The sequence below is a fragment of the Thermaurantiacus tibetensis genome (assembly GCF_015354055.1).
Classification (GTDB): Bacteria; Pseudomonadota; Alphaproteobacteria; order Sphingomonadales; family Sphingomonadaceae; genus Thermaurantiacus; species Thermaurantiacus tibetensis.
On record NZ_JACHTM010000007.1, the window covers coordinates 12,967 to 33,682 of the forward strand.

Genomic DNA, 20,716 nt, shown 5'->3' on the forward strand with positions numbered 1-20,716 from the left:
TCCTAGAAGCCGATGCGGACCCAGACGCCCGCGGGCTCGACCGCGATCACGGTGCCGGCCGCCGAGCGCGTGCCGCCGCCGTTGGTCTTCGCCACCTGGTCGTCATCGAGGATGAAGCATGGCGCGCCGACATCCGCCTGGACGATCTCGTCGGCGCCCGTGCCGTTCCGGAACCGGTAGATGCCGGGCGCCACGCGGATGCGCTCGGCCCCGGCAACGGCGCCGTTCGTCTTGCGCTCGAGCGCGACGCCCACGGCCCGCTGGCCGGTGGCCACTGCACCCCGGGTGGCAAGCCCCGAGGCGTTCAGCATCACGAGCGCCCCGCCGAAGATGGTGGTGTTCGCTGCCATCGGGATCGAGAGCTCGACCCCCTCGCGGCGCGGCGTGTTGCGGTCTTCCGTCAGCGGCATGGTCAGGCTCCCTTGGCAGCGGCGAAGGCGGCAGGGTTGAGGCCGAAGGCGCGGGCCACGGCCAGCTCGTCATCGGTGAGGGGCGCGCTGCCCGGCGTGGCGGAGGCCGGCACGAGGTCCGACCGGCCGGGGGCAAGGATGACCGGCGCCGTGGCAAGATAGGCGGCGGTCTCCTCCGGCTTGCTCTTCGCCTGGGCGAGCCAGAAGGCGCGCTGCGCCGGCGTCAGCTTTCCGGCAGCGATGGCGTCGTCGACGAGTCGGCTGGCCGCCTCCTCCTGGAACGTGGCGAGCCGGCTGGCGAGATCGGCCACTTCGGCGCGGGCCGCGGCAAGCTGGCCGTCGCGCTCGGCGGTCGCGGCGGCCACCGCGGCCGAGACGGCGGCTTCCTGCGCGCCTGCCATCTGCTCCTTCATGGCAGCGATGGCTGCCAGGATCTCGTCCACGCCCGCGTCCTCGGCCAGGCCGAGCGCGAGCGCGATCGCGCTCGTGTCCATGCGTCTCTCCTCGTTGGCGGCGACCGCCATCAGCTCCTCGATCGCCGGGGAATTGGTGAGGCCTGCATTCTCGATCGAGACGACCTCGCCGGTCTTCTCGTCGTAGCGGAACAGGGGCGAGAGATAGCGCCAGCGCCGGTCGGCAAGCGCCTCGCGCGCGGCCGCCGTCCATTCCACCTCCGCCCAGATGCCGCGCGCGTCGGCCTCAAGGCTGTCGGGCCTGATCCAGCCGGCAGCAGGGGCCTGGCCGCCCACGCCCTTGACCGCCCCGAACACCGACTGGTGGTCGTAATCAACCGGAATGTCGGTCCGCCCCGCCCGGCGGCGCGTCTCCTCGATGACGCGCCTCGCGTGGTCCAGGTCGCGCAGGTGAAAAGGCCCGCGCCCGTCTCTGAGGGCGATGGTGCCCATGGGCAGCAGCTGCACCCTGGTGACTGGCTCGCCGCCAGCCAGCACTGGTTGCAGCGGGGCGGCCGCACAGGCTAGGATCACAGCGTGGGGCATAGCCGCTGCCATACGCGAGAGGGGTCACGGCCCTTGCCGGACACAGGTCCGGCGGTTGCCCGTTGACACGGGCGTAGGGCTTAAGGCACGTGGTGTTCACCGCACGGGGGGCGCCCCGAGCCGTCTATAGCCTGGCGGTGGCGGAACCAAGGGCGGCAGAAACGTAAAGGGCACCGGTTGACCGGTGCCCTTCTGTTTTTGGCCAATCGCGTCGCGCCCCTATCTTGACAGGGACGACGATCAGGATGATGGGGGATCACCGTCTGGGTGGCTCCCGCTCTGCTGATTCCTGGCGGTGGTGGATCTGAAGAGGAGCAACGCCGAAGGGGCGCCGGGCATCCGGCGCCCCTTTCTGTGTGTCGCCCTCTCAGCCGTCAGCGGGCCGGCGCCAGGCCAGCACGCCGCCGCGCGCCTGCATCCTGTCGAGGTAGCTCATGGACGTCGGCGGAAACGCCGTCACGCCTCGCCAGCCGTGGCGTGAGACTTCCATCACCACGAGCACCGGCACCTCGCGGCCGGAGACGCGGAAGCGGGCGACATAGCGCCGAGTCAGCCGCCACCGATCCGCCGGGCCGCCAGGCGTCGAGGCCACCTGTTCCCACGCCCACCAGATCTCGTCTGGCCTCAGGATCGTCTCGGCCATCAGGCGCACGTGGCGGCGGCGCGTGGAGTCCAGTTTCAGCGGCTCTCCCGGCCCCCGCCGGCGGAAAAAGTCATCCGAGACGACCACCGGCTCGCCCAGCGGATCATGGACAATCAGCACGTCGCCGACGCGCCGCCCTGCGCTCTCGAGGGCCGCGACAAACGCATCGATGGCCTGCGCGTCGTCAGCGTCGTCGAGAAGCAGGTCCTCCGCGACTGCGCGTGGTGCCGGTAGCGGTTGTCGCGGCCCGTCCGGCCTCCGGGCCGCCAGCAGCGGGACCGGCGGTGGACCGTCAGCCGGCGGCGTCGTGAGCGCACGCCAGTAGGCCTCGCCCACGTTATAGCCCCACCCCGGGTCGACGCCGCCTGGCACCACCTCGGGCGAAGACGCGCCGGGCCGCCAGAATAGCCGCGGCGGCAGCTGCGGCAGCCGGTCGTCGGGAGTGACGGCGAGGCCCCGCCGCTTCAGCGATTCGGCCGAGCGCTGGGTCACGCCGCACCGGCAGTTCCACCCGTTGGGAGGCAGGTAGATGCGCCAGAAGGGGTGATCGACCGGCAGCACGATCCCGTGCATCGCCCGGTGCGCCGGGCGCGTCCGCGTGTCCAGGATGGCATCATACTCGAGGTATGGCATGGTCTCCTTGCCGCGCTGGATCCGCTCCCACTGCCCCGCCGCAGCCGCGGTGCGCATGTTCGTGCGGAAAATCGTGCGCAGTCTGCGAGGCCCCACGCTGACTGGCCCCTCGGTTCCAGTCAGCGTCTTGTCGCGCACCTCGTCCCACCAGCCGGCGCGCTTGAGCCTGGGCACGATATCCGCCAGCCAGTCCTCGTAGGTCGTGCCTTCGCGGATTGCCTCATCGAGGGAGGCGCGCACCGCCTCCAGCAGATCCAGCCGGGCGAGTTTCGCCACCGTGAACGCGCGCGCATGCTCTTCCTGCCAGATCTCGGCCCAGCGCACGGAGGTGCGATAGCCCTTCGACTGAAAGAAGCGGATGGCCTGATCGGGCGGCAGACTGAACGCCTGCAAGATCTCCGGCGCCGATCGCGCAGGCTCAATCGGTCCGGCCATCGTCGTCCTGGTCAACGGCGAGGCCAGGAAGCACAAGCGCCTCGCCGGCAATCCGCGCCGCGAAGGCGGCACGGGCCAGTGCCTCCCGCAGCGGCTCGATGTCCAGCCGGGAGACCACCGTGAGGAGGGCCTCGCGTGCCTCGTCGGCGGTGCGGGCCTCGCCAAGCGCAGTCAGAATGGCCTGTGCAAGCGGTGCCATGGCCTGCTTCCAAGAGGCTGCCACGACCGCGTCGGACAGCTCCCCCAGCACGTCGGCAGGAGCCTCCGGGAAGGCGTTGGACGCGGCAATGGCGCTCGTAAGGTCCTCCCACGCATGGGATGGCAAATAACGCGCATAAGAACCCCCTAAGAGGTGGGGTGCGCGGCTTCCGGGTGTCATGACACCGGGCACACCGGAATCGCGCTCTACGGGGCGATTTTCGGCCGTCCCGAGCAGGCGCTCGCCGGGCTCCGGATCGGGCAGGCCCAGCCGGTCGCGCACCGTCGACGCGCCCACCTCGAGGCCAAGCGGCACCAGCTTCGCCAGCGCCTCCACCAGTGCGGCCGTGTCCTCCTCCTCGGCCCGGCCAATCCTGAGGCGCGGGTAGGCCCGCTGCGGCCCGAAGTTGAGCGCGATCATCGGCACCACGAGGTCGCGCTGGAGCGTGGCAGCGAGCAGCTTGGCATCGGCGCGTTCGATGTCGCGCCGCACCTCGCCATGCTCGGCGCCGGAGCCGAGGCCGCCGGTGTCGGCGTCGGTCGTCGCGGTCTGGCCCAGCACCGCCTTCGAGATCTGCCGGTCGAGATACTGGCACAGCCGCTCGTAGAGGTCGGCGCTGCCGGCGGCCTTGCCGTCCACGAAGTCGATCTGCATCGAGGAAGGGATGACACAGGCTGCGTCGACGCCGATCGAGGTCACCGCCTCGAGCAGCCGGTCGATGTCGTCCTCGCTGGCGCCGGCGTCATACCTGCCCACCCGGAAGGGGAAGCCGTACACCTCGGCAAAGGCGGCCCAGTCCTTGAGACCATAGGCCTTCATCAGCCACGCCCAGGCCACCGGCCGCGCCAGCCCGGACCGGATCGGCAGGCCCGACTTCGCCGGATGGTGATGCACGATGAACTTGAACGGCGGCAGCTTCGTGCGCACGGCGCTGCCGCCGGCGTCGCCTGGGCCGCCCACGAGATAGAGCGTCTGCCCGTCCTCGCGGTCCCACTCGAACCAGCGCGGGTCGCGCCACTCGAGGCGGGCCGGGAGCCAGCGCCGCGCGCTCGTCTCCCAGACGATCTCGGTCACGGAATAGCCCTTGCCGATGGCGTCGAGGATGTCGAACATCTCGGCCTCGAGGCTGTCGCGGGACAGCCACTCGCGCACCAGGTCGGCGTGGGCGATGTGCTCGACCGAGTCGGAGGCTGCCTCCACCGTCACCGGCAGCTGGGCCACCTGCCGCTTTCTCGTGCCCAGCACCGAGAGATAGTGGAGGTCGCGCTCCTCCATCTGCTCGGCGAGCTCGAGGTAGGCGAGCGCGTCGCCTGCGTCGGCGCCGCGCAGCAGCGCCGCCAGCCGCTCGGGCGTCAGACCGTCAGCCGGGTAGCCGGTCAGGATCGAGCGGTTCGCCCTGACCGAAGCGCGCGAGATGGGCTGCCCGAGCAGCGCTTCGTCGGCAGGTGGAAGCCCGGCCAGCTGGCGCGCAGCGGCGAGGATCCGCTGGCCCCATCCGCGCCTTTGCGCACCCTCAGCCATGTCTCATCTCCTCACCAGGGGCTGACGGCACGGCGCGCTGCACGAGCGCGCACCGGGCGGTCGTCCGCGTGGTCTGGGCGCAGGAAGGCGGCAGCGCCCGGCGGGGCGTGGCGCGCCCGGCCCACCCCGCGGTAGGCGTAGACCGCCGGCGGATCGTCGGCGAGGCGGCTTGCCATCGCCGCGGCCCAGAAGCGGTCAGCGTGCACGCTCTCTTCGTTGACGAGCCGCACGCCGCCCCCGGCGGCGCTCGCGCGCTTGATCGCCCGGAGGTCGGTGCGGATCACCGGGTCAGCGGGAATGCGGATGAGGCCGCGCTCGAACCGCGCCGCGAGCGACAGCCCGAGGTCGAGGCGCGTCGGGCCAGTCAGCAGGAACCCCTCGACGCGCGCGCCGTGCACCCGGCGCTCGTCCTCCACCACCTTTTCGCCCATCCCCGTCTGGTCGATCCCGAACTTCAGCACCCGGCGGTGGCGGAACAGCCAGGCGAGCCGGTCCGACTGCTCCTGGAAGGTGGCGCCGACCGTCTCGATGCGGTCGCGCAGCCAGAGCACGTCGCCAATCAGCTCGAACAGCCACTGGATCTGCCCGTCCCGCCGGCGTGCCACGTCCCACCCGCCGTAGCAGAGGCCGCCGCGGTAAAGATCGGGCCGGCCCGCCTCGGCATGCTCGCACGCTACCAGGTCATCCGGCCGGATCAGGCTGCCGGAGCCAGCGCGCGGCACGCAGTCCAGCTCCTCCTCTGCGTCCTCGCCGTAGGTCGCGCGGATGTCGGCCACCCACTCCGCCCGGTCGAGCTCGAGCGGCCGCCCCCGCGCCGCCGCCACCTGCGCCACCCGTTCGTAGAGGCCGCCGGCGAGCGCGTCGGCAAAGGTGATGGTGGCGGTCTCGCCCTTCCGACGGCCGGAACGGATCTCGTCCAGGAGCAGGTTGAAGGGGTTGTCGACACCATCGTGCGTCGAGACCACCACCACCTGCCCGCCCCACATGAGGAGCGCCAGCGCGGCCTTGAGCACCTCGGGCAGATCCTTGTGGAAGGCCGCCTCGTCCACGATGACGAGGCCCTGCTTGCCGCGGAGCGCCCGCGGGACGGAAGGCAGCGCCACGATCTTGAACCCGCTCGCAAAGCGGATGCGGAAGGCGCCCACCGCCTGATCGCCGTCGTGGAGCAGCTCCTCGCCGGCATCCTCAGCCGCGATCCCGAACGCGCGCGCCCACATGGCGCTGACCTCGATGAACTCGCGCGCCATCTCGAGATCGTAGCCCATGTACCATGCTGTCGTGCCGCCCGCCGAGGGCTGCGCCGCCGCCCGCAGCACGGCATAGGCGGCAAGCCCCCAGGTGAGGCCGATGCGCCGGCTCTTTTCGATGACGAGGAGCGGCACACCGGCAAACAGCCGCGAGGTGATCGCCGCCTGGTAGGGCAGCAGCAGGTCGCCCTTCGGCAGCCGCTTGAGCAGCGCCTCGGTGCCCGCCCGTTCCTCCGCCCGCTCTGCCTGTCGCTCGGTCACGAGCCCTCCCCCAGCACGGCCAGGCGGATCTGCTCCACCGTCGCCGCCGACAGCCCCGCCGCCCTGGCACTCGTCGCAGCGCTTGCCGCGGCCTCCTCGCGCGCCGCGCGCGCCGCCCGTTCGGCGGCCTTCGCTGCCCGCTCCTCGGCGGTCCGCTTCGCCTGCTCGAGTGTCTGGAGGCCGCGCGCCATCACGAAGATGTCCTTGGGCTGAAGTGCTGCGCCTTCGGGGTCGTCGCGCATGCCGGCCAAGGCCATCCGGAACAGGATCGACTGGAGGATCTGGCTGGTCGCATCGAGCTTGTCCGGTGCGGCGAGCTCGCCGAACGCCTCCACCATCGCCGAGGACATGGCGTTCGCGAACTGCATGGCCGGAGCCATCTTCGCCATCTCGATCGCGGTGCGCTCGCGCACCTCGTCTTCCAGCTGCTTCACGTGCCGGCCGAGCGCCGAGCGCGAGACCCCGCTCTCGCCCAGCGCCTTCAGGTGCGCGAGGATCTCGTCGAGCGTGCGGCCCTGGCCGAGCCTGAGGCGCGCAATCTCCTCGCGGAGCTCGGGCGGCAGCCGCTCCACCGAGGATTTGACGGCGCGGCGGCGCCTGCCCATCGCTCAGCCCCTGGGATCGGGGCGGGCGATCCCCGGCAGGTGCGACAGGCCCTGCGCCACATCGAGCCCGCGCGCGGTCAGCTCCGCCACCTCCTCGCCGGTGAGCGTCACAAGGCCCATGTCCGCCAGCCAGGCGAGCTCGGCACGCACCAGCTCGCGGCCCGCCGGAATGCCCAGGTGGACGGCCGCCTCCTTGAGGAGGGCGGCGTTGGAGCGATACGCGGGCGCCTCGGCCATCACTGCCAGGATCAGGCGGCGCAGATGCTCGGCCACGTGCTGGCGGTAGCTCATGTCGCGCGCCCGCCCATGAGAAATCCCTCGATCCGCTCGATCCCGCGCTCCGCCTTGCTGATCTCCCGGCCGAGCGCCCGCAGGTCGGAGCGCAGCTGCTCGATGTCACGCGCGGTCGGCAGGTCGGCCAGCTTGGCTTCCACCAGCACCAGCCGCTGCTCGTGGTCCGCCACCCGCGCCGTCACCGCCCTGGCATCGGCGATCGCCTGGTCGGCCCGTCGCCACTGGCCGGCCCGCCAGGCCACGTAGACGGCACAGCCGCACGCGACGACGGCGCAGGCCATCGAGACGAGCTGCATCACGAGAGGATCGAGGGTCATTCCGGCGACTCCACGACGACCTTGACACCCGCCGGCGCGATCACCCGAACCACCACCCCATCCGCCGTCGGCTCGGGCGGGCAGGCCTCCGTTCCCGCCTGCTTCAGCGGGTGGCGGCTCGTGGTCCGGTTTCCGCAGGCGACGAGACCGGCGGTCTCTCCGAAGAGCCGAATGTAGGGCTCGTCAGGCCGCGTCGGGCCGGCAAGGACATTCCCGCGCACCTCGCAGCCAGTGCAGTTCCCGATTGCGATTGCGTTGGCGTCGTCGGTCTCGATGCGGTTGCCGATCACGCGGATGCGCGCGTAGCGGTCCTCTGCCGAGCCGAAGGTGGTGATGCCCTGCGCGGCCTGCGGTGCCGGGGCGGAAATGTGGTTCGCCTCGATCAGGATGTCGCGCGCATTGCCCCAGATCTGGACCGCGTCCGGATGCGCCCCGTCGCGCCACGTCCCGCCCATCGCCTCGCAGGCTGCGCGCCCAATGGGCGACGAACCGACCTGCACGCCACCTTTCCAGCAGGTCGAGCGCACGGCCTCGAAGCCGCGAATGTCATTGCCGACGATCTCGCCGGCCACGACGCCGGGGAAGTTGATGCCATCCGAGCCGAGCCGGTGCAGCCGGCTGTTCGCGATCCGGTGCAGCCCAGGGCCAGGGCGGATCGTGACCACCCCGGTGCGCGCGTTGCGGACCTCCACACCGTCGAGCGTCACGGCGCTGCTCTCTTCGAGCGTGACACCATAGCCGGCCCGGCCGGCGGCCTGCGCGCCTCCCAGCGCCTCGATCGTGCCCCCCCGCCACACAAGCCCAGAGACTCGGAAAAGCCTGAGACCGCCCGGCAGAAACCGCCCGGTCGCGTCGATCGTCAGCGGCTCCGCCCGCCGCGCAATCAGCAGCTCCCGGTCAGCCGGACAGTCTGTCGTCAGCACCACCGTCTCACCCGCAGGCGCATCGCGCACAACAGCAGGGAGGGCGGCGCAGGTGGCAGCGATGGCGAGGGCGAGCATCACGGCGCTGGCGTCATGTCTGCTTCGCTGCGGAATGTCGGCACGCCCGGCCCAATCCACGCAGGCGCGCTCGCAGCAGCAGGAATGGTCTCATACAGCGCGTTCGGCAGCAGCGCATTTTCGGCAATGATGGCTGCGAGCTGGTCAGCGTTGCTGGTGCTCGCCGCCACTACAGCAGGCCAGCGACCGCGCAGCCAGCGCAGCCGAAGATTTGCATCACTTACCGCCGACCAGTCGCCCGTGTAGGTCACGGTCGAACCCGACAGGGTGCCGTCAATCATCGACCATGTAGACCCGCCATCAGTCGAAATCTCCATCCCGCCGACAGTCGGCCCCCCATTGCCGGTCACGAATGTGCCGCCATTCGCAGGCGTCCACGTGACCGTAATCGTGTCGCGCGCAGCGTTAATGGCAAAAGTCGCTGGAGGCATCACACGAGGATTATAACTCGGCAGCATCCCGGAAATCTTTGCCACGTCATAAGCCATTCGTCCAAAGAATCTCGGCGCTCCCTCCAGCATCACAGCGGCATGATGCACCTTGTCCGGGTTGCCCTGCTCTTCAAAAGCCAGGTCATTGGAGAATGTCGCCCACATCTTTGGGAAGGTAGCGGCATTGTAATATGTGGCAAGGTTATTCCGCCAGCCACTGAACAGCGTTGCTACTGCCGCCTGCCCGGCTTCCGAAACATTTTCGGAAACACCTCCAAGATATCTTGGAGTCATGATGAACAGCGCAGTAAGCGGATGGCTTAAATTAAACTGTCCATAATGCCTTGGGGGCGGGCCAGAACCACCATTCCCGTCACCAGTCCGGTCAGACCCCAGTAGCCACGCATTGTAGCGCACCTGTAGCTGCGACGCTACAGGCAGGTCTTGCGGTCCGGGCTGCAGAAAGACAGCAGTAATGTCGCGGGCACCATTCCTTGCGCAGGATTTCAACAGGACATCTGTAACGCAACCGGTCCCCGGCGTAGTCAAATCTCCCGTGTATCGATAAGAGCCGGAAAGCACATCATCATTATACCACCTGAAGCGAGCCGCTCCGGGAATGGCCCAGTTCATGACATGGCACACACGGCGCACACCAAGATTGGCACACAGTTGCCGCCACCACCACCCAAACCCGTGCATCCCGCTGCCGAACTGCCCGCAGTCATTAAGGATGGCGTGCACAGTATTGCCAGGATAGTCGAGCCTTGCCATGACCACAGCAGCGCTGACCAGCCCATCGTGCACGCGCAGAGAGTTCCAGATTGGATTTGTGTTCGCTGGAATGGTGCCGACTGGTATTTGGACTGTGCTTGGCCCCTCGGCGATCACGACCTTTGGTCCGACGCCACACCGTTCGGTGCACGCCTTGACTGTCGGGTCGTCCTCACGGCGCACTTCAATCGTCAGCCAATCCGAAAAGCTGACTCCCGGCAGGTCCACGAGCACTTCCGCGCCGTCCGCAAGAGGCGTGGACGTCACGCGCACCCATGGACGCCACGTCGTAGCGCCATCCTGCCACACACATGCACGCGCCTCTACATGCGTGGCCCCGCCGCCGCCGTTCCGGATATACACTGGAATATCGGCCTGATACGGACCATTGGCAGCAAATCCTGCCACATATCCTGGCTGGTGAACACGAGCGAAGATACGGCGTGGGCCACCATTCCACCAAATCGAAGGCCCCGGCTCAACATCAAGCGGCCCATCCGTGCCAAGCGTCAAAGCTCCACGAGACACTGCGCCTGCCGTCTGCGCAAGGTCGGTCGGCCCCCACAGCCGCCAATGGCAGTCGAGGTCACTGCCAAATACAGCGTCAGGCGCTTCGCCAGCCGCCAGAGCACTGACATCAGACGCGGTTGGCGCTCTGCGGGCATAGAAAAGGTCAGACACCCACGCGGATTTTGCCGACGAGAACACAGAGTTCCCTGCACGGGTATCTGTTCCAATTCGGCACGCAGCAGGAGATGCAATTCCGTTAAAGCTGCTCGCATCAACAGGAGTGCCAGAAATCAAAGTCCCGTCCAGACGAATCAAATCCACACGAAACTGCGTACCGCTCATAACTGCGAGCACGCGAACAGGCTCCTCAACGGTCCACTCCTCACTCAATGCCTCAACGGTTGAGGGACCGGGAGCCGACATCCTCACGTAAAAGCGCGAACGGCGGGCAGTATTGCTGTGCGCAGCACCATAATAGCCAATGTAAACCGACGAGTTTCCGTCGCTAGTGCTGTTGGCAATATATGTGCATTGGGTAGTCCGGCGGTCAGTAGTGGCGTTGAATGAGTCCATATTACGCAGACCCTGCTGCAACTGCCACACCGTGATTCCAAGCACGCCGTCCGCACGACTTGTGCCGGAGCGGTAGAGATTTGCAAAAGCAGGCGCGTTCAGCCAATGCCGCTGACCAAAAGCACCATTGCGGTCAGAGAAGGCAAGCGAGCGCGGCGAAGCAAGAGGCTCGATTGCGGTGACAGGCCCCACGCTCGCCGCAAACGCATCCGCGCTGCCCGCGACATTGCTGGCCGTCACGCGCACGCGAATATGCTGCCCATCATCCGCTGCAACCAGCGTGTAGCTGCTCGCCGTCGCACCGGTGATATTGCTCCACGGGCCGCTAGCCGCTGGCGCGCGCTGCCACTGGTAGGCGTAGGTAATCGGCGCCGTGCCGGTCCATGTGCCCGTCGAGCAGGTCAGCGTCTCGCCCACCGTCGGAGTGCCGGTGATTCCAGGCATCACCACATTCACCGGCGGGTCGGCAGGTGCCGGCTCCCCTTCCGTCACCGGCCCGATCTGCGCGGTGTCAGCAGAGCTTGCGCCTGCGCTGTTCGTCGCGGTCAGCCGGCAGGAGACGAGCGCGCCGAGGTCGGCCGGCGCCAGCGTGTAGAGCGCGGCCGTCGCTCCGGGAATGTCCGACGCGCCCCGCCGCCACTGGTAGGTGACGGCTGGCTCCGGCACGCCCAGGATCACGCCGGGCCGCGCGCCGACCGTCAGCCCCACCCGCGGCACGCCCACGATCGCCGGCGGAGACGTGTGGACCGGTGGCGCCGCCACCGGGCCCACCGCCGCACTGCGCGCCGCGAGCCCCGCACCAGAGGCGTTGCGCGCCACCACCTCGCCCTCAATCCGCCGACCCACGTCCGCAGCCGTCAGCGCCAGCGTTGTTCCCGTCTCGCCGGGAATGACGAGCCCGTCGCGGAAATAGCGCCGCTCGAACACGGTCGGAGATCCGGTCCAGCTTCCGGTCGAGAGGCTGAGCGTGCCGCCGACGACCGGCGCCCCCGAGAGCACCGGCGGCGCCGTCAGCGCCGGCACGGCAGGCACGAACGCCGGCGGCGACCCTCCGGGAATGACAGCGCCGGCAAAGAAGCTCACTGCGAGATCCTGATCTCGGCCGCGCCCGACGTGTGGGCCGAACAGCGCATACGGAACAGCACGCCCGGCTCGGGGCAGCTCATCACCTCGACGGCCCGCGCCGTAAACGTGATGGCGTTGCCGAGCGAAGTCAGCGGCAGCCACGTCGCCCCGCCGTCGAAGCTGCACTCGGGCACCAGCGTGGCGACGAAGGTGCCGCCGATCGCCAGGATGAACCGGCCAGAGAAGGCAGCTGGCGCGCTCGTCTGGCCCACGGCCGAAAGCGTGGCGGTCACCACCTGGCTCGCGAGATCGGCGGCACTCGGGGTCGGCTTGCCCATGGCGGCTCCTGTCTGTGGCCGCTGTCCTACTCCGCATGTGGGACAAGCCCTGCCGGACCATCGTCCGGCAGGGGCGCGCACTCACACCGGGAGACGCAGCTGGGCTGCCGCAGCCTGCGCTGCCGCGCGGATCCGACGCACATGGCGTTCGGTGGTCCACAGCGCCTTCGCAATCTCGCTGTCTGGCACGCCGGCCGCGGCCATTTCAAGCACGCGCCACCGCTTGGCCGCCGCCAGTGGCGGCTCGAGGTGGGTGCCGCCGTAGTAATCCGCCAGCACCGCGGCCTTGTCGGCGCCGATCGCGGCTGCGATCGGGTGGTCCGGCCCGATTGCCTGCGGCACGTAGATCCGCCGGCCCGCGAACGCCGTCATGAACGCGCGCGCCGCCTGTGCCCCGATCACCAGCGCCAGCTCCTCGAGGCTGGCTGCGATCACCGCCATCAGCCTGCCCTCCGCGCCTGTGCAGCGCGCAGCGCCGCGCCCATCGCATCGGCCATCCGGTACAGAGCGGCCATCGGCTCGCGGTGCCAGCAGGTGCCGAACCGCTGCTCGACGGAGGGGGCGTCCGGCTCGAGCACGCGCAGCTTCGCGTCGATCGCGCGGATCAGGTCCTTCACCTGGTCACCCGTCGAGATCCAGTCCGGGTCCCAGCCGTGCCGCCGCCCAATCGCCTTCAGCGCCTCGGTCACCCGGAAGACCTGCGCCTGGTCGGCCCACTGCAGCCGCGTGCAGCCGAGCTGGCGCCGCGCGAAGGCCTCGAGCGCGGCCTCCGAGCGGTTGCTGACAGCCCCCAGCTGCCACAGCGAGATCCACAGCGCCCGCGCCTTGCGCGCCGCCGGGTGGTCGGCAGGGCGCGCGCCACACCGGGCCGGCCGCGGCGCCGCAGGCCTCCAGCCCAGCCGCTGCATCTCTTCGACCACGCGCTCCAGCTCCGCGATGGAGCACAGGCCGGCGGATGACTTGCCCGTCATCCGGGCGATCACGGCCTCATAATCCTCACGTGAGAGGCCCATCTCCTTGGCCGCGAGATGCACCTTGGCAAGCAGCGCCCGCCGCGCCGGGTCCGGCGCGAACCGCGGCGCGCTGGCGGGTGCCGGCCGGCCGCTCAGGCGAGCCTCCACACGATTGCGGTCCGCCCGCTGTCGTTGCGCCGGCGCTGGCTCGTCTTCACCACCAGCCCTTCCACCGCGAGCTCGGACACGCGCGGCCGCACCGAAAGTACCGTCTCGCCCAGCGCGCCGGCAATCTCGTCGGCCGTCAGCGGGCCATGCCGTCTGAGCGCCGCCAGCACCGCACCCCGCAGCCGGCCAGCCTGGTCGCGCATGCTCGTCGCCGCCTCAGCCGAAGTCGCCTGCCGCTTGAACCCGGGCGCACCCGGGTAGCGCTCCTGCCAGCGGAACAGGGGGAGATCGGCGCTCATCGCGCGCCTCCAGCCCGCCCGGCGCGAATGAGCTGCATCAGCCGCCGCGCCACCACGCCACGGCTCCGCCCCAGCTCGGCCGCGATCAGCCACCCGGGAAGGTGCGCGCGCCGCATCTCCAGCAGCCGCGCATCCTCCTCTGGCGTGAAGCCGCGCGGGTGCCGCGCTGGCGGCGCGCCCGGCAGGAGCTTGCGGCGCTCGCGCACCGACGAGACCGAGCGGCCGAGCGCGGCGGCGAGCTCAGGGTAGCTCGCCCCGGCCTCGAGCATCGCCGTCAGCCGCGCTTCCTCGGCCTCGGTCCAGGGCTTCCCGGTCACGGGGTCGCCACCCAGAAGAGCCACAGGACCACGCCGGCCAGCAGCACGGCCACGAACTCCCCGAGGAGCACAAGCGCCTGCCGCGCGCTCATCGCCCGTCTCCTTCGCGCGCCGGCTCGCCCAGCCTCTCGCACACCCTGTGGAACCACCGGTAGCCGTCAAGCGCGGAGCGCCCGGCGCGCCGCGCGGCCGTCTCGATGTCCTGGCCATCCGCGAGCGCATCGTCGAAGATCTCCGCCTCCACGCGGTCGAAGGGCCGGAAGCGCCGGGTCATGCTGCACCTCCGTTCAGCCCGGCGATTGGCGCCGGCTCGCCAGCGACAGTCTCGACCTGCGCCGCAGGCACGATCCGCTCGATGAAGAACTCCTCGCGCTGCCGCACCTCGAGCCCGAGCCCGGCAAGAACCCGCGCATCCTCGCCGTCCGGGCCATCCTCCCCGGAACGGGCCAGCGCCTTGATGAGCGCAGGCTTGTCGAGCTCCTTCTTCACCCTGAGCGCCCACGCGAACCCCAGCAGCTCCAGGCTCTGGATGAGATCGGTCTCGCCATGCGGCACGTGGAGCCTCGGCGGCGTGGTGCGCTCGCCGATCCGGCACCCGGCGATCTCGGCCGACTTCCGGCCGGAAGCAACCTCCGCACCCGCCACCGCCCACCAGGGCTTCAGGCGCAGGAAGATGGTCCTGAGCCGCGCCTTAAGCGCCCCTGCCGCCTCCTCGTGCGCCGCCTTCAGCCGCGCGAGCTGTGCCGCATGGGCCTCCTCCAGCGCCACGAGCTCGGCATCGAGCGCGCCGAAGTCGGCAAGAAGGGCGCGGGCCTCCTCGAGGCTTCGGGCGGCTGGGTCGGCGTCTGCCTTGCGTCTGGTGGCCATGGCAGCTCCTTTCAGGTGAGCGGGGTGAGCGCGGCCGCGAGCAGCGCTGCAGCCACAAGGATGAGGGCGTGGCCGAACTGCCGGCGCAGCCGGCGCGCGCGCATGAGCGGCGTCTCCGTCGGCACCAGCGGCAGCCGCGGGACGTTCTGCCGCACCGGCCGCGCGTAGAGCCGGTGGTCGGGAAAGCGGGTCTCGAACCTGGGCTCAGTCATCGAAGGCCTCCATCACCATCGCGAGCGCCCGCTCGGCAGCCCGCCGCCATTCGCGGTCGGTCGCATGCAGCGCCTCGGCCCGCGCGCGGGCATGCAGGATCGTCGTGTGATCGCGGCCGCCGAACAGCCGCCGGCCCATCTGGGTCGATGACCAGGCCGTCACCCGGTCGGCCACCCACACGCAGGCAAACCGCGCCTCCACGGCCTCGCGCAGCATCCGGCGCGAGACGACGAGATCGGCCGGCACGCCGAAGGCCTCTGCCACTTCCATCACGATGAGGTCTCGCGTCGGCACCCACATCGGCGCCACGCGGCGCTCCGGCCGCAGCTCCAGAACGTCTGGCGCGCTCATGGCTGCCTTCCTCCCGGCACCACGCCGAGCCCACGCCGCCGGCGCTGCGCGCGCGCGGCCCGCGCCATCGCTCCAAGCTCGGCCAGCGTCAGCACGGGCAGCGCGACGATGCCGGTGCCGGGCTCGTCCACGTGCCGCAGCGCAGCCGCGATCGCCGCAAGCCGGGCCTCCACCGCCTCGGGAGTGACAGGGCCTTCCGCCGCCAGCACCCTCAGCTCCTCGAGCGCCTTCCAGGCGGCCTTGAGCTGCTCTCGCACACCCGCGCCGCTCACCGCGCACCTCCCTCGGCCGCAGGCATCAGATCATAGCCAAGCTGCCGCCAGGCATCGTCCAGGTCAGAAACCGTGATCGGCCGCCCGGCGTCAGTCGCCACGATGCCGGCGAGCTTGATGACCTTCGCCACGCCCCTGAGCCCCCCCGGCTTCGCCGCGAGCTTCTGCATCCGGGCGATCAGGGCACCATCCGCCAGGCCCCAGGCGCGCGCGATCATCGCCGCGTCCTCATCAGTCGGCCGGTACTGCACATGCCGCATGGAGATCCGCGAGTGCAGGCGGGCCAGCAGCTTCGCGCGCACGCCGCCGAGCCGGCCGACCACCCGCTCGTAGCCCACGAACGCGATCCCGCACCCCGTCTCGTCGTGCCAGCTCCGCACTTCGTCGAGCGCCCGGTCCGAAAGCTCCTGCGCTTCGTCGATGATGAGAAGGCCGCGCGCCGAGCGCATCCGCCCGACGATGCGGGCCGTCAGCGCCTGCGGGTTCGAGCGGCTCTCGTCGAACCCCATCGCCTGGCACACGGCAAGCTGGAACGGCTGCAGCCCAGAGGCGGACGGCCGCGCGGTCGCCAGCCACACGTTGGAAGCCCGCGCCTGGTAGGCCCGTGCTGCCAGCGTCTTCCCCGTGCCCGGCGGCGCCGAGATCGCCACGATCTCGCCCGTGTGCGCCCAGCCGAACAGGTGCAGGAACCGCAGCGCAGACGGCGTCTCGATGAAGCCGGGGTCGCGGATCAGCCGCGCCGTCAGCTCGGCGCGCCGGCTGTCGGCGTCGAGAAACTTCCGCACCTCCAGCGCCACCCTGGCATTGTCGCCGGCATACTGGCCCCCTGCCCAGGGCGTCAGCGTGCCCTCGGGCACGCCCACCATCCGGGCAAGCTTCGCCCAGGAAGCGCCGTTCGCCTCCTTCCAGTCCTTCAGCCGCTCGCGGAGCTCCGCGATCGTCTCTGGTGTTTCCGCCGTCGGTGTCATATCCTGCCTTTCCCTTGCTGGCCCATTCGGCCGGTCACCGGGCGGTGCCGGGGGCTGAAGCCGGCACCGCCCATCCCTCAGTCTCCTTCCACCAGCCGCAGCCGGGTGACGGCCGCCGCAAACCTGTCGGTGTAGCTGTCCGCCCCGGGCGACAGTGCAGGCGCAGCCGCGCGCGCCGCGGCGGCCTCACGGAGCCGAACCGGCCGCAGCACGGTCGCAACCGGCAGCGGCTGCGGCGAATCGGTCGCCTCCGGCACGTAGAGCCGCGCCAGCTCCTCGGCCTCGAGCAGGCCCTGCAGCTCCACCTGCCGCGCCACGGCCCTGCGGTGCTCGGCCTCGAGCTTCGCCCGCCGCCGCGCCGCCTCCACGTCGAGAAAGCCGGCAGCCTCCCAGACCGGCACGGTGGCCAGGAACCGCCCGGCAGCGTCATAGGCGTGGATCCCGCCGTGGAGATCGTCCGGGTCGAAGCGGATCGTGAGCCACTGCCCGGCCAGCCGCGTGCAGTCCGGGGACCAGTAGCTGTTCCCGCAGAAGCGGATCGCGCCTGACTGCCGGTCGGCCCGCACCCTGTCCGCGGCCAGCAGGGCCAGGCGCACCTGTTCGGCCGTGGCGCGGCCAACCGGTGCGCGCGCGTAGCTCTCGGCGAACACCTCGTCGAACGAGCGGCCCTGCGCCGTCTCCGTCCGCCGCCCGCGCCGGGCGTTGTGCGCCGCGATCCCGGCGCGCACCACCGCCTCGAACTGGTCCAGCGGCACCGCCTGCGAGCCGTAGTTCTCGGGCTTTGCGTCCGGCCGGTTGCCCGTCCACGCACCGGCAAGCGCCGGGTGCTTGGCGACCGCATCGCAGAAGTCGCGGAAAGCCCGCTCGATCGGCTTCGACTGCCCGCGGTAGGGCGTCGTCCAGTGCACCCTGATGCCAAAGAGCGTCAGGATCCCGAGCGGCTCTTCCGCCCGCACCCTGAAGCGGAACCGGCTGGGAGCACCTCCGGTGATCCACTTGCTCGCAAACGCGCGGCCATTGTCCATCAGGCAGCCGGCCGGGATGCCAAAGTCCCGGAACAGGTCGGCAAAGGCCAGCCGCGTCAGCACTGCGCTTTCGGTCTCGCCGATCCGCAACGCCAGGATCTTCCGGCTGTAGACGTCCTGGATGGCAACCATCACTGGCCGCGCCACCCGCCCGTCAGGCCAGCGCACGAACACGTCCCACCGGTGCCCGTCCACGTTGACGAGCTCGAGCGCTTCCAGCGCCGCCACCGATCGCTCCTGCGGCGGCAGCATCCGCCGCACCGCCTCGCGCCCCTCCCGCCGCGCCACCACCACCTCGCGCGGCACCTCGCGCGCAAGCCGCCTGCGGAACGCCTTGAGGCCCGGCACGGCCACGCCGCGCGCGGCCGCAAGCGCCGCGGCCCGCGCGTGGCAGGAGGCAAACGTCGGCCGCTCCGGCCGCAGCCAGTCCGAGACGAACGCCTGCCAGATCTCCTCGTCGATCGCGGCCGGATCGCCGCCGCCCCGCCACTGCGGCGCAAGCGCCTGCGGCCAGTCCGCCCGCCTCAGGCCCGTCACCAGCTGCCTCCAGCGGTAGATCGTGGCGATGCTGACCCCGGTCTCGGCTGCCACCGCCGCGACCGCCGCCGTCAGCGAACCGGCCGAGACGCGCCGTTCCTCCACGGCATCCAGCACCACCGCCCGCTGCACGCCCTCGGCCAGCGCCGGCCCGGCCTCCACGAGCGCCGCATCCCTGAGCGGCGCGGGCTCCTCCCCTGCCGCGCGCGCGGCAAGCGCCATCCGCGCCGCCAGCGGCAGCGCGTCCAGCGGATACTGGCGCCCGCCGCCGCGCTGGCTGGCCGGCCGCCACGGCCATCCTTCCGCCGTGGCCCGCGCATTGATCCGCCGCTTCGTGCGCGGCAGCCCGGGCAGGCGCAGCGCGGCAAGCTCGGCCGCCGTGAACCAGCGCTCGGGCTCGCGCATCAGGCCCGCGCCAGCCTTGAGGGCATCGCCTGCGCAACGAGGCTCACGCCGCGCTCCGATTCATGGGGTGCGCGCCCGCCCTTTCCGCGCTATGGTCCGAAACCTCGGATTGCCGGGAAGGGTCGTCACTCGTGGCCAGAAGCGTCAGCACCGCCTCCTCCACGCGCCGGCTGCGCTTGCCCCGCAGCAGGTCAGAGACCGACCGGTCCGGCAGCCCGTGCGCCGCCTCGAACGCGCGCACCGAGCGGAACCGCTTCCGGATCGCCGCCTTCACATCCTCCTTATGCATCGCGAGCATCGCGTGACCTCCACATCAGTCTCGACAACTCGGCACGATGAATCGGTATATGCCGAGACTTCGGAAGACTGGCAAGGGGCAGCACGAGATATCGGGCTCGGCTCTCGGATCCGTAGCCGTCTGGGCGGAACGCCGCCCGCGCGTTTCGCACGACAGGTCGGCATCCCGTCGTCCACGATGGACAGCGTACTCAAAGGCACGATCCCGCGGGCCGACAACGCCGTCCGCATCGCCCGTGCGCTTGGCGTCTCGGTCGAATGGCTCTTGACCGGCGAGGGCCCGCCGCCAGGCGCGCCGCCAGAGCCTGGCGAAGGCGCACAGGCGCCCGCCCCCGCTCCCCCGCCTTCCGGCCCCGCCTGCTGCGAACCCCCCCACGCGCCCGCCTCCGCCGGGCCGCACCACGGCGCCGCCAGCGCCTACGACCGCGCCGCCGCCACCGTCGATCGCGCCGCGCAAATCGCCCGCGTCGAGCCCTCAGCGGCCGTCCGCGTCGCCCTCATGCAGATCCTCTTCCGCCACGACATCCCGGCCGAAGAGATCGCGCTCCTGCTCGCCGCCACCCACCCGGGCAGCCTCCACCGGGTGCCCGTCCAGCCCTCCGGAAGCCCCCGCGAAAGTCCTGCTGCAGAACCCTCTCCAGACCCTTCCGTGGGACAAGATTTGCGTCCCACTTAAATCTTTCCGCCTGGCCCGCGGAATGGCGCTTTTCCCGCGCTTGCTCAGTCGGTTAGGCGCCTTCGCCGCCCTGCTCATTCTGAGTCCCACTTAAATCCACCTAAGTGGGACTCAAAACACCCCTCTGGAAGGCCTCGAAACCGCCCCTCGTCGCGCCTAACCCATTGATAAGAGCTCTGAATGACGCATTTCATTTAGGAAATCAGCTTTCGCAAACCTTCTGTCCCGATCGCCCGGAAATACGCGAACTGAGTGCCACTTAGGGACGTTGAGAATGCGACGCAACAGGATATTCCGCAGTTTTCTCAGGCACTTCCCTCGCAGTCCCTGCCAGTCCCGCAGAGTCCCACTTTTCTCAAACCTCTTGTCCCCTCACAACCAGCTTGAGGGCGCCGGCATGGTCGAAGCGGTCCCACCGCTCCATCACGGTCAGCCAGCGCCGCCACAGCGCGACGCGGCGCGTCCAAGCAGCAGGCAGCGAGGCCGGCACGGCCTGCTCGGAGGGCAGGACCGCCAAGGCCGCCTGATATGCCCGCTGCCGCGTGAAGTTGGCCACAGAGACGAGGACACGGCCCAGCCCGACAGCCTCGGCGGGCACGTCGACGGGCGTCTCGGTGCCATCCTCGACCTGGCGAAGATCGCGACGCCGTCCGGTCATCAGCCGCAGGTCGCAGCCTCCTGTCATGGCTGCTGCAAGCATGAGCGCCCCAGACATGCTTTTCGTGCCGCCCGTGTAATCCGCGATCACATGATGGCCTTGCGCGAGCGCTCGCTCCAAGCGCGTGAGGATGAGGGCGAAGGCACGATCAGGATCGTCAGCCGGGACGGCGAGCTTTTCGTACTGTTCCGGGAAGCCCTCGCAACCTTTGATGCTCGCCTCGACCTCGGAACCTGAACCCGGCATTCCGTCCCGACTTTCCGAGACGATGAACAGCGCACGGTTGGGCCGGCACGCGGCGCTGGACGAGCGCAGCGGTGCAGGGCTCCCGCCGACGGTGAGGACGAGGAGGGTTGGTCGATCCGTCGCAGCAGTGCCGGTCAGAGCCCGCTCAGCCATGCGCAGACCTCGACATCCCTTGCACCTCGTAGGCGCCGAGTCCGAAGCTCGCCTCC

25 protein-coding genes are annotated in these 20,716 nt (G+C 70.2%); 1 reads left to right on the forward strand and 24 read right to left on the reverse strand.

Annotated elements, in window-relative coordinates:
- Positions 1 to 2: 2 nt before the first annotated feature.
- The 23 genes from H3H34_RS12985 to H3H34_RS13095 form a co-directional block, all read right to left on the reverse strand.
- Positions 3 to 410, reverse strand: coding sequence for a hypothetical protein (locus H3H34_RS12985; protein WP_194745728.1), 408 nt, complete (start codon positions 408 to 410; stop codon positions 3 to 5).
- A 2-nt stretch (positions 411 to 412) separates the two neighbouring features.
- Positions 413 to 1,420, reverse strand: a complete 1,008-nt coding sequence (locus H3H34_RS12990; protein WP_328832114.1) for a phage protease — start codon at positions 1,418 to 1,420, stop codon at positions 413 to 415.
- 355 nt (positions 1,421 to 1,775) lie between these two features.
- Positions 1,776 to 3,119: a phage minor head protein gene (locus H3H34_RS12995; RefSeq protein ID WP_194745730.1), complete on the reverse strand. Its 1,344-nt coding sequence runs from the start codon at positions 3,117 to 3,119 to the stop codon at positions 1,776 to 1,778.
- Positions 3,103 to 4,839 (reverse strand): DUF935 domain-containing protein, encoded by a 1,737-nt coding sequence (locus tag H3H34_RS13000; protein ID WP_194745731.1) that lies wholly within the window; start codon positions 4,837 to 4,839, stop codon positions 3,103 to 3,105. The genes H3H34_RS12995 and H3H34_RS13000 overlap by 17 nt, the downstream gene beginning before the upstream one ends.
- 11 nt (positions 4,840 to 4,850) lie before the next feature.
- Positions 4,851 to 6,347, reverse strand: coding sequence for a phage terminase large subunit family protein (locus H3H34_RS13005; protein ID WP_194745732.1), 1,497 nt, complete (start codon positions 6,345 to 6,347; stop codon positions 4,851 to 4,853).
- Positions 6,344 to 6,952, reverse strand: coding sequence for a phage protein Gp27 family protein (locus H3H34_RS13010; RefSeq protein WP_194745733.1), 609 nt, complete (start codon positions 6,950 to 6,952; stop codon positions 6,344 to 6,346). Before H3H34_RS13010 ends, H3H34_RS13005 begins: the two co-directional genes overlap by 4 nt.
- A gap of 3 nt (positions 6,953 to 6,955) precedes the next feature.
- Complete coding sequence (locus H3H34_RS13015; protein ID WP_194745734.1) at positions 6,956 to 7,243, reverse strand: VpaChn25_0724 family phage protein; 288 nt, start codon at positions 7,241 to 7,243, stop codon at positions 6,956 to 6,958.
- Positions 7,240 to 7,563 carry a DUF2730 family protein gene (locus tag H3H34_RS13020; RefSeq protein ID WP_194745735.1) on the reverse strand — a complete coding sequence of 108 codons (324 nt, stop codon included), beginning with the start codon at positions 7,561 to 7,563 and terminating at the stop codon, positions 7,240 to 7,242. The genes H3H34_RS13015 and H3H34_RS13020 overlap by 4 nt, the downstream gene beginning before the upstream one ends.
- Positions 7,560 to 8,564 (reverse strand): right-handed parallel beta-helix repeat-containing protein, encoded by a 1,005-nt coding sequence (locus H3H34_RS13025; protein ID WP_194745736.1) that lies wholly within the window; start codon positions 8,562 to 8,564, stop codon positions 7,560 to 7,562. The genes H3H34_RS13020 and H3H34_RS13025 overlap by 4 nt, the downstream gene beginning before the upstream one ends.
- Positions 8,564 to 11,875 carry a hypothetical protein gene (locus tag H3H34_RS13030; RefSeq protein WP_194745737.1) on the reverse strand — a complete coding sequence of 1,104 codons (3,312 nt, stop codon included), beginning with the start codon at positions 11,873 to 11,875 and terminating at the stop codon, positions 8,564 to 8,566. Before H3H34_RS13030 ends, H3H34_RS13025 begins: the two co-directional genes overlap by 1 nt.
- Positions 11,876 to 11,931: 56 nt before the next feature.
- A complete protein-coding gene (locus tag H3H34_RS13035; RefSeq protein WP_194745738.1) occupies positions 11,932 to 12,255 on the reverse strand; it encodes a hypothetical protein in 324 nt (107 codons plus the stop codon).
- Positions 12,256 to 12,336: 81 nt separating this feature from the next.
- Positions 12,337 to 12,696: a helix-turn-helix domain-containing protein gene (locus H3H34_RS13040; protein WP_194745739.1), complete on the reverse strand. Its 360-nt coding sequence runs from the start codon at positions 12,694 to 12,696 to the stop codon at positions 12,337 to 12,339.
- Positions 12,696 to 13,268 (reverse strand): regulatory protein GemA, encoded by a 573-nt coding sequence (locus H3H34_RS13045; protein WP_194745740.1) that lies wholly within the window; start codon positions 13,266 to 13,268, stop codon positions 12,696 to 12,698. The genes H3H34_RS13040 and H3H34_RS13045 overlap by 1 nt, the downstream gene beginning before the upstream one ends.
- A gap of 92 nt (positions 13,269 to 13,360) precedes the next feature.
- Complete coding sequence (locus H3H34_RS13050; RefSeq protein WP_194745741.1) at positions 13,361 to 13,675, reverse strand: helix-turn-helix domain-containing protein; 315 nt, start codon at positions 13,673 to 13,675, stop codon at positions 13,361 to 13,363.
- On the reverse strand, positions 13,672 to 13,992 hold the full coding sequence (locus H3H34_RS13055) for a hypothetical protein (protein ID WP_194745742.1): 321 nt from the start codon (positions 13,990 to 13,992) through the stop codon (positions 13,672 to 13,674). The genes H3H34_RS13050 and H3H34_RS13055 overlap by 4 nt, the downstream gene beginning before the upstream one ends.
- An 88-nt stretch (positions 13,993 to 14,080) precedes the next feature.
- Positions 14,081 to 14,266, reverse strand: a complete 186-nt coding sequence (locus H3H34_RS13060) for a hypothetical protein (RefSeq protein WP_194745743.1) — start codon at positions 14,264 to 14,266, stop codon at positions 14,081 to 14,083.
- Positions 14,263 to 14,859: a host-nuclease inhibitor Gam family protein gene (locus H3H34_RS13065; RefSeq protein WP_194745744.1), complete on the reverse strand. Its 597-nt coding sequence runs from the start codon at positions 14,857 to 14,859 to the stop codon at positions 14,263 to 14,265. Before H3H34_RS13065 ends, H3H34_RS13060 begins: the two co-directional genes overlap by 4 nt.
- Positions 14,860 to 14,870: 11 nt before the next feature.
- Positions 14,871 to 15,071, reverse strand: a complete 201-nt coding sequence (locus H3H34_RS13070) for a hypothetical protein (RefSeq protein ID WP_194745745.1) — start codon at positions 15,069 to 15,071, stop codon at positions 14,871 to 14,873.
- The gene (locus tag H3H34_RS13075) at positions 15,064 to 15,423 is read right to left on the reverse strand and encodes a helix-turn-helix domain-containing protein (protein WP_235946010.1); all 360 of its coding nucleotides are present in this window, start codon (positions 15,421 to 15,423) and stop codon (positions 15,064 to 15,066) included. Before H3H34_RS13075 ends, H3H34_RS13070 begins: the two co-directional genes overlap by 8 nt.
- Complete coding sequence (locus H3H34_RS13080; protein ID WP_194745746.1) at positions 15,420 to 15,695, reverse strand: hypothetical protein; 276 nt, start codon at positions 15,693 to 15,695, stop codon at positions 15,420 to 15,422. Before H3H34_RS13080 ends, H3H34_RS13075 begins: the two co-directional genes overlap by 4 nt.
- Positions 15,692 to 16,663 carry an AAA family ATPase gene (locus H3H34_RS13085; protein ID WP_194745747.1) on the reverse strand — a complete coding sequence of 324 codons (972 nt, stop codon included), beginning with the start codon at positions 16,661 to 16,663 and terminating at the stop codon, positions 15,692 to 15,694. The genes H3H34_RS13080 and H3H34_RS13085 overlap by 4 nt, the downstream gene beginning before the upstream one ends.
- A 77-nt stretch (positions 16,664 to 16,740) precedes the next feature.
- Positions 16,741 to 18,630 carry a transposase domain-containing protein gene (locus tag H3H34_RS13090; RefSeq protein ID WP_194745748.1) on the reverse strand — a complete coding sequence of 630 codons (1,890 nt, stop codon included), beginning with the start codon at positions 18,628 to 18,630 and terminating at the stop codon, positions 16,741 to 16,743.
- 43 nt (positions 18,631 to 18,673) lie between these two features.
- Positions 18,674 to 18,928, reverse strand: a complete 255-nt coding sequence (locus tag H3H34_RS13095; RefSeq protein WP_207790952.1) for a hypothetical protein — start codon at positions 18,926 to 18,928, stop codon at positions 18,674 to 18,676.
- On the opposite strand from H3H34_RS13095, the gene H3H34_RS13100 reads away from it, so the two are divergent.
- On the forward strand, positions 18,914 to 19,603 hold the full coding sequence (locus H3H34_RS13100; RefSeq protein ID WP_235946013.1) for a helix-turn-helix domain-containing protein: 690 nt from the start codon (positions 18,914 to 18,916) through the stop codon (positions 19,601 to 19,603). The genes H3H34_RS13095 and H3H34_RS13100 overlap by 15 nt on opposite strands.
- A gap of 355 nt (positions 19,604 to 19,958) precedes the next feature.
- Here the strand turns inward: H3H34_RS13100 and H3H34_RS13105 are convergent, their stop codons facing one another.
- Positions 19,959 to 20,660: a hypothetical protein gene (locus H3H34_RS13105; protein ID WP_194745751.1), complete on the reverse strand. Its 702-nt coding sequence runs from the start codon at positions 20,658 to 20,660 to the stop codon at positions 19,959 to 19,961.
- Positions 20,661 to 20,716 lie beyond the last annotated feature (56 nt).

Bases quoted from the DNA above. Each gene is read 5' to 3' on its own strand.
- H3H34_RS12985 (WP_194745728.1), bottom strand. From the start codon at position 410: ATGCCGCTGACGGAAGACCGCAACACGCCGCGCCGCGAGGGGGTCGAG.
- H3H34_RS12990 (WP_328832114.1), bottom strand. From the start codon at position 1,420: ATGGCAGCGGCTATGCCCCACGCTGTGATCCTAGCCTGTGCGGCCGCC.
- H3H34_RS12995 (WP_194745730.1), bottom strand. From the start codon at position 3,119: ATGGCCGGACCGATTGAGCCTGCGCGATCGGCGCCGGAGATCTTGCAG.
- H3H34_RS13000 (WP_194745731.1), bottom strand. From the start codon at position 4,839: ATGGCTGAGGGTGCGCAAAGGCGCGGATGGGGCCAGCGGATCCTCGCC.
- H3H34_RS13010 (WP_194745733.1), bottom strand. From the start codon at position 6,952: ATGGGCAGGCGCCGCCGCGCCGTCAAATCCTCGGTGGAGCGGCTGCCG.
- H3H34_RS13015 (WP_194745734.1), bottom strand. From the start codon at position 7,243: ATGAGCTACCGCCAGCACGTGGCCGAGCATCTGCGCCGCCTGATCCTG.
- H3H34_RS13020 (WP_194745735.1), bottom strand. From the start codon at position 7,563: ATGACCCTCGATCCTCTCGTGATGCAGCTCGTCTCGATGGCCTGCGCC.
- H3H34_RS13025 (WP_194745736.1), bottom strand. From the start codon at position 8,564: ATGCTCGCCCTCGCCATCGCTGCCACCTGCGCCGCCCTCCCTGCTGTT.
- H3H34_RS13035 (WP_194745738.1), bottom strand. From the start codon at position 12,255: ATGGGCAAGCCGACCCCGAGTGCCGCCGATCTCGCGAGCCAGGTGGTG.
- H3H34_RS13040 (WP_194745739.1), bottom strand. From the start codon at position 12,696: ATGGCGGTGATCGCAGCCAGCCTCGAGGAGCTGGCGCTGGTGATCGGG.
- H3H34_RS13045 (WP_194745740.1), bottom strand. From the start codon at position 13,268: ATGGGCCTCTCACGTGAGGATTATGAGGCCGTGATCGCCCGGATGACG.
- H3H34_RS13050 (WP_194745741.1), bottom strand. From the start codon at position 13,675: ATGAGCGCCGATCTCCCCCTGTTCCGCTGGCAGGAGCGCTACCCGGGT.
- H3H34_RS13060 (WP_194745743.1), bottom strand. From the start codon at position 14,266: ATGACCCGGCGCTTCCGGCCCTTCGACCGCGTGGAGGCGGAGATCTTC.
- H3H34_RS13065 (WP_194745744.1), bottom strand. From the start codon at position 14,859: ATGGCCACCAGACGCAAGGCAGACGCCGACCCAGCCGCCCGAAGCCTC.
- H3H34_RS13070 (WP_194745745.1), bottom strand. From the start codon at position 15,071: ATGACTGAGCCCAGGTTCGAGACCCGCTTTCCCGACCACCGGCTCTAC.
- H3H34_RS13075 (WP_235946010.1), bottom strand. From the start codon at position 15,423: ATGAGCGCGCCAGACGTTCTGGAGCTGCGGCCGGAGCGCCGCGTGGCG.
- H3H34_RS13085 (WP_194745747.1), bottom strand. From the start codon at position 16,663: ATGACACCGACGGCGGAAACACCAGAGACGATCGCGGAGCTCCGCGAG.
- H3H34_RS13090 (WP_194745748.1), bottom strand. From the start codon at position 18,630: ATGCGCGAGCCCGAGCGCTGGTTCACGGCGGCCGAGCTTGCCGCGCTG.
- H3H34_RS13100 (WP_235946013.1), top strand. From the start codon at position 18,914: ATGCATCGCGAGCATCGCGTGACCTCCACATCAGTCTCGACAACTCGG.
- H3H34_RS13095 (WP_207790952.1), bottom strand. From the start codon at position 18,928: ATGCTCGCGATGCATAAGGAGGATGTGAAGGCGGCGATCCGGAAGCGG.
- H3H34_RS13105 (WP_194745751.1), bottom strand. From the start codon at position 20,660: ATGGCTGAGCGGGCTCTGACCGGCACTGCTGCGACGGATCGACCAACC.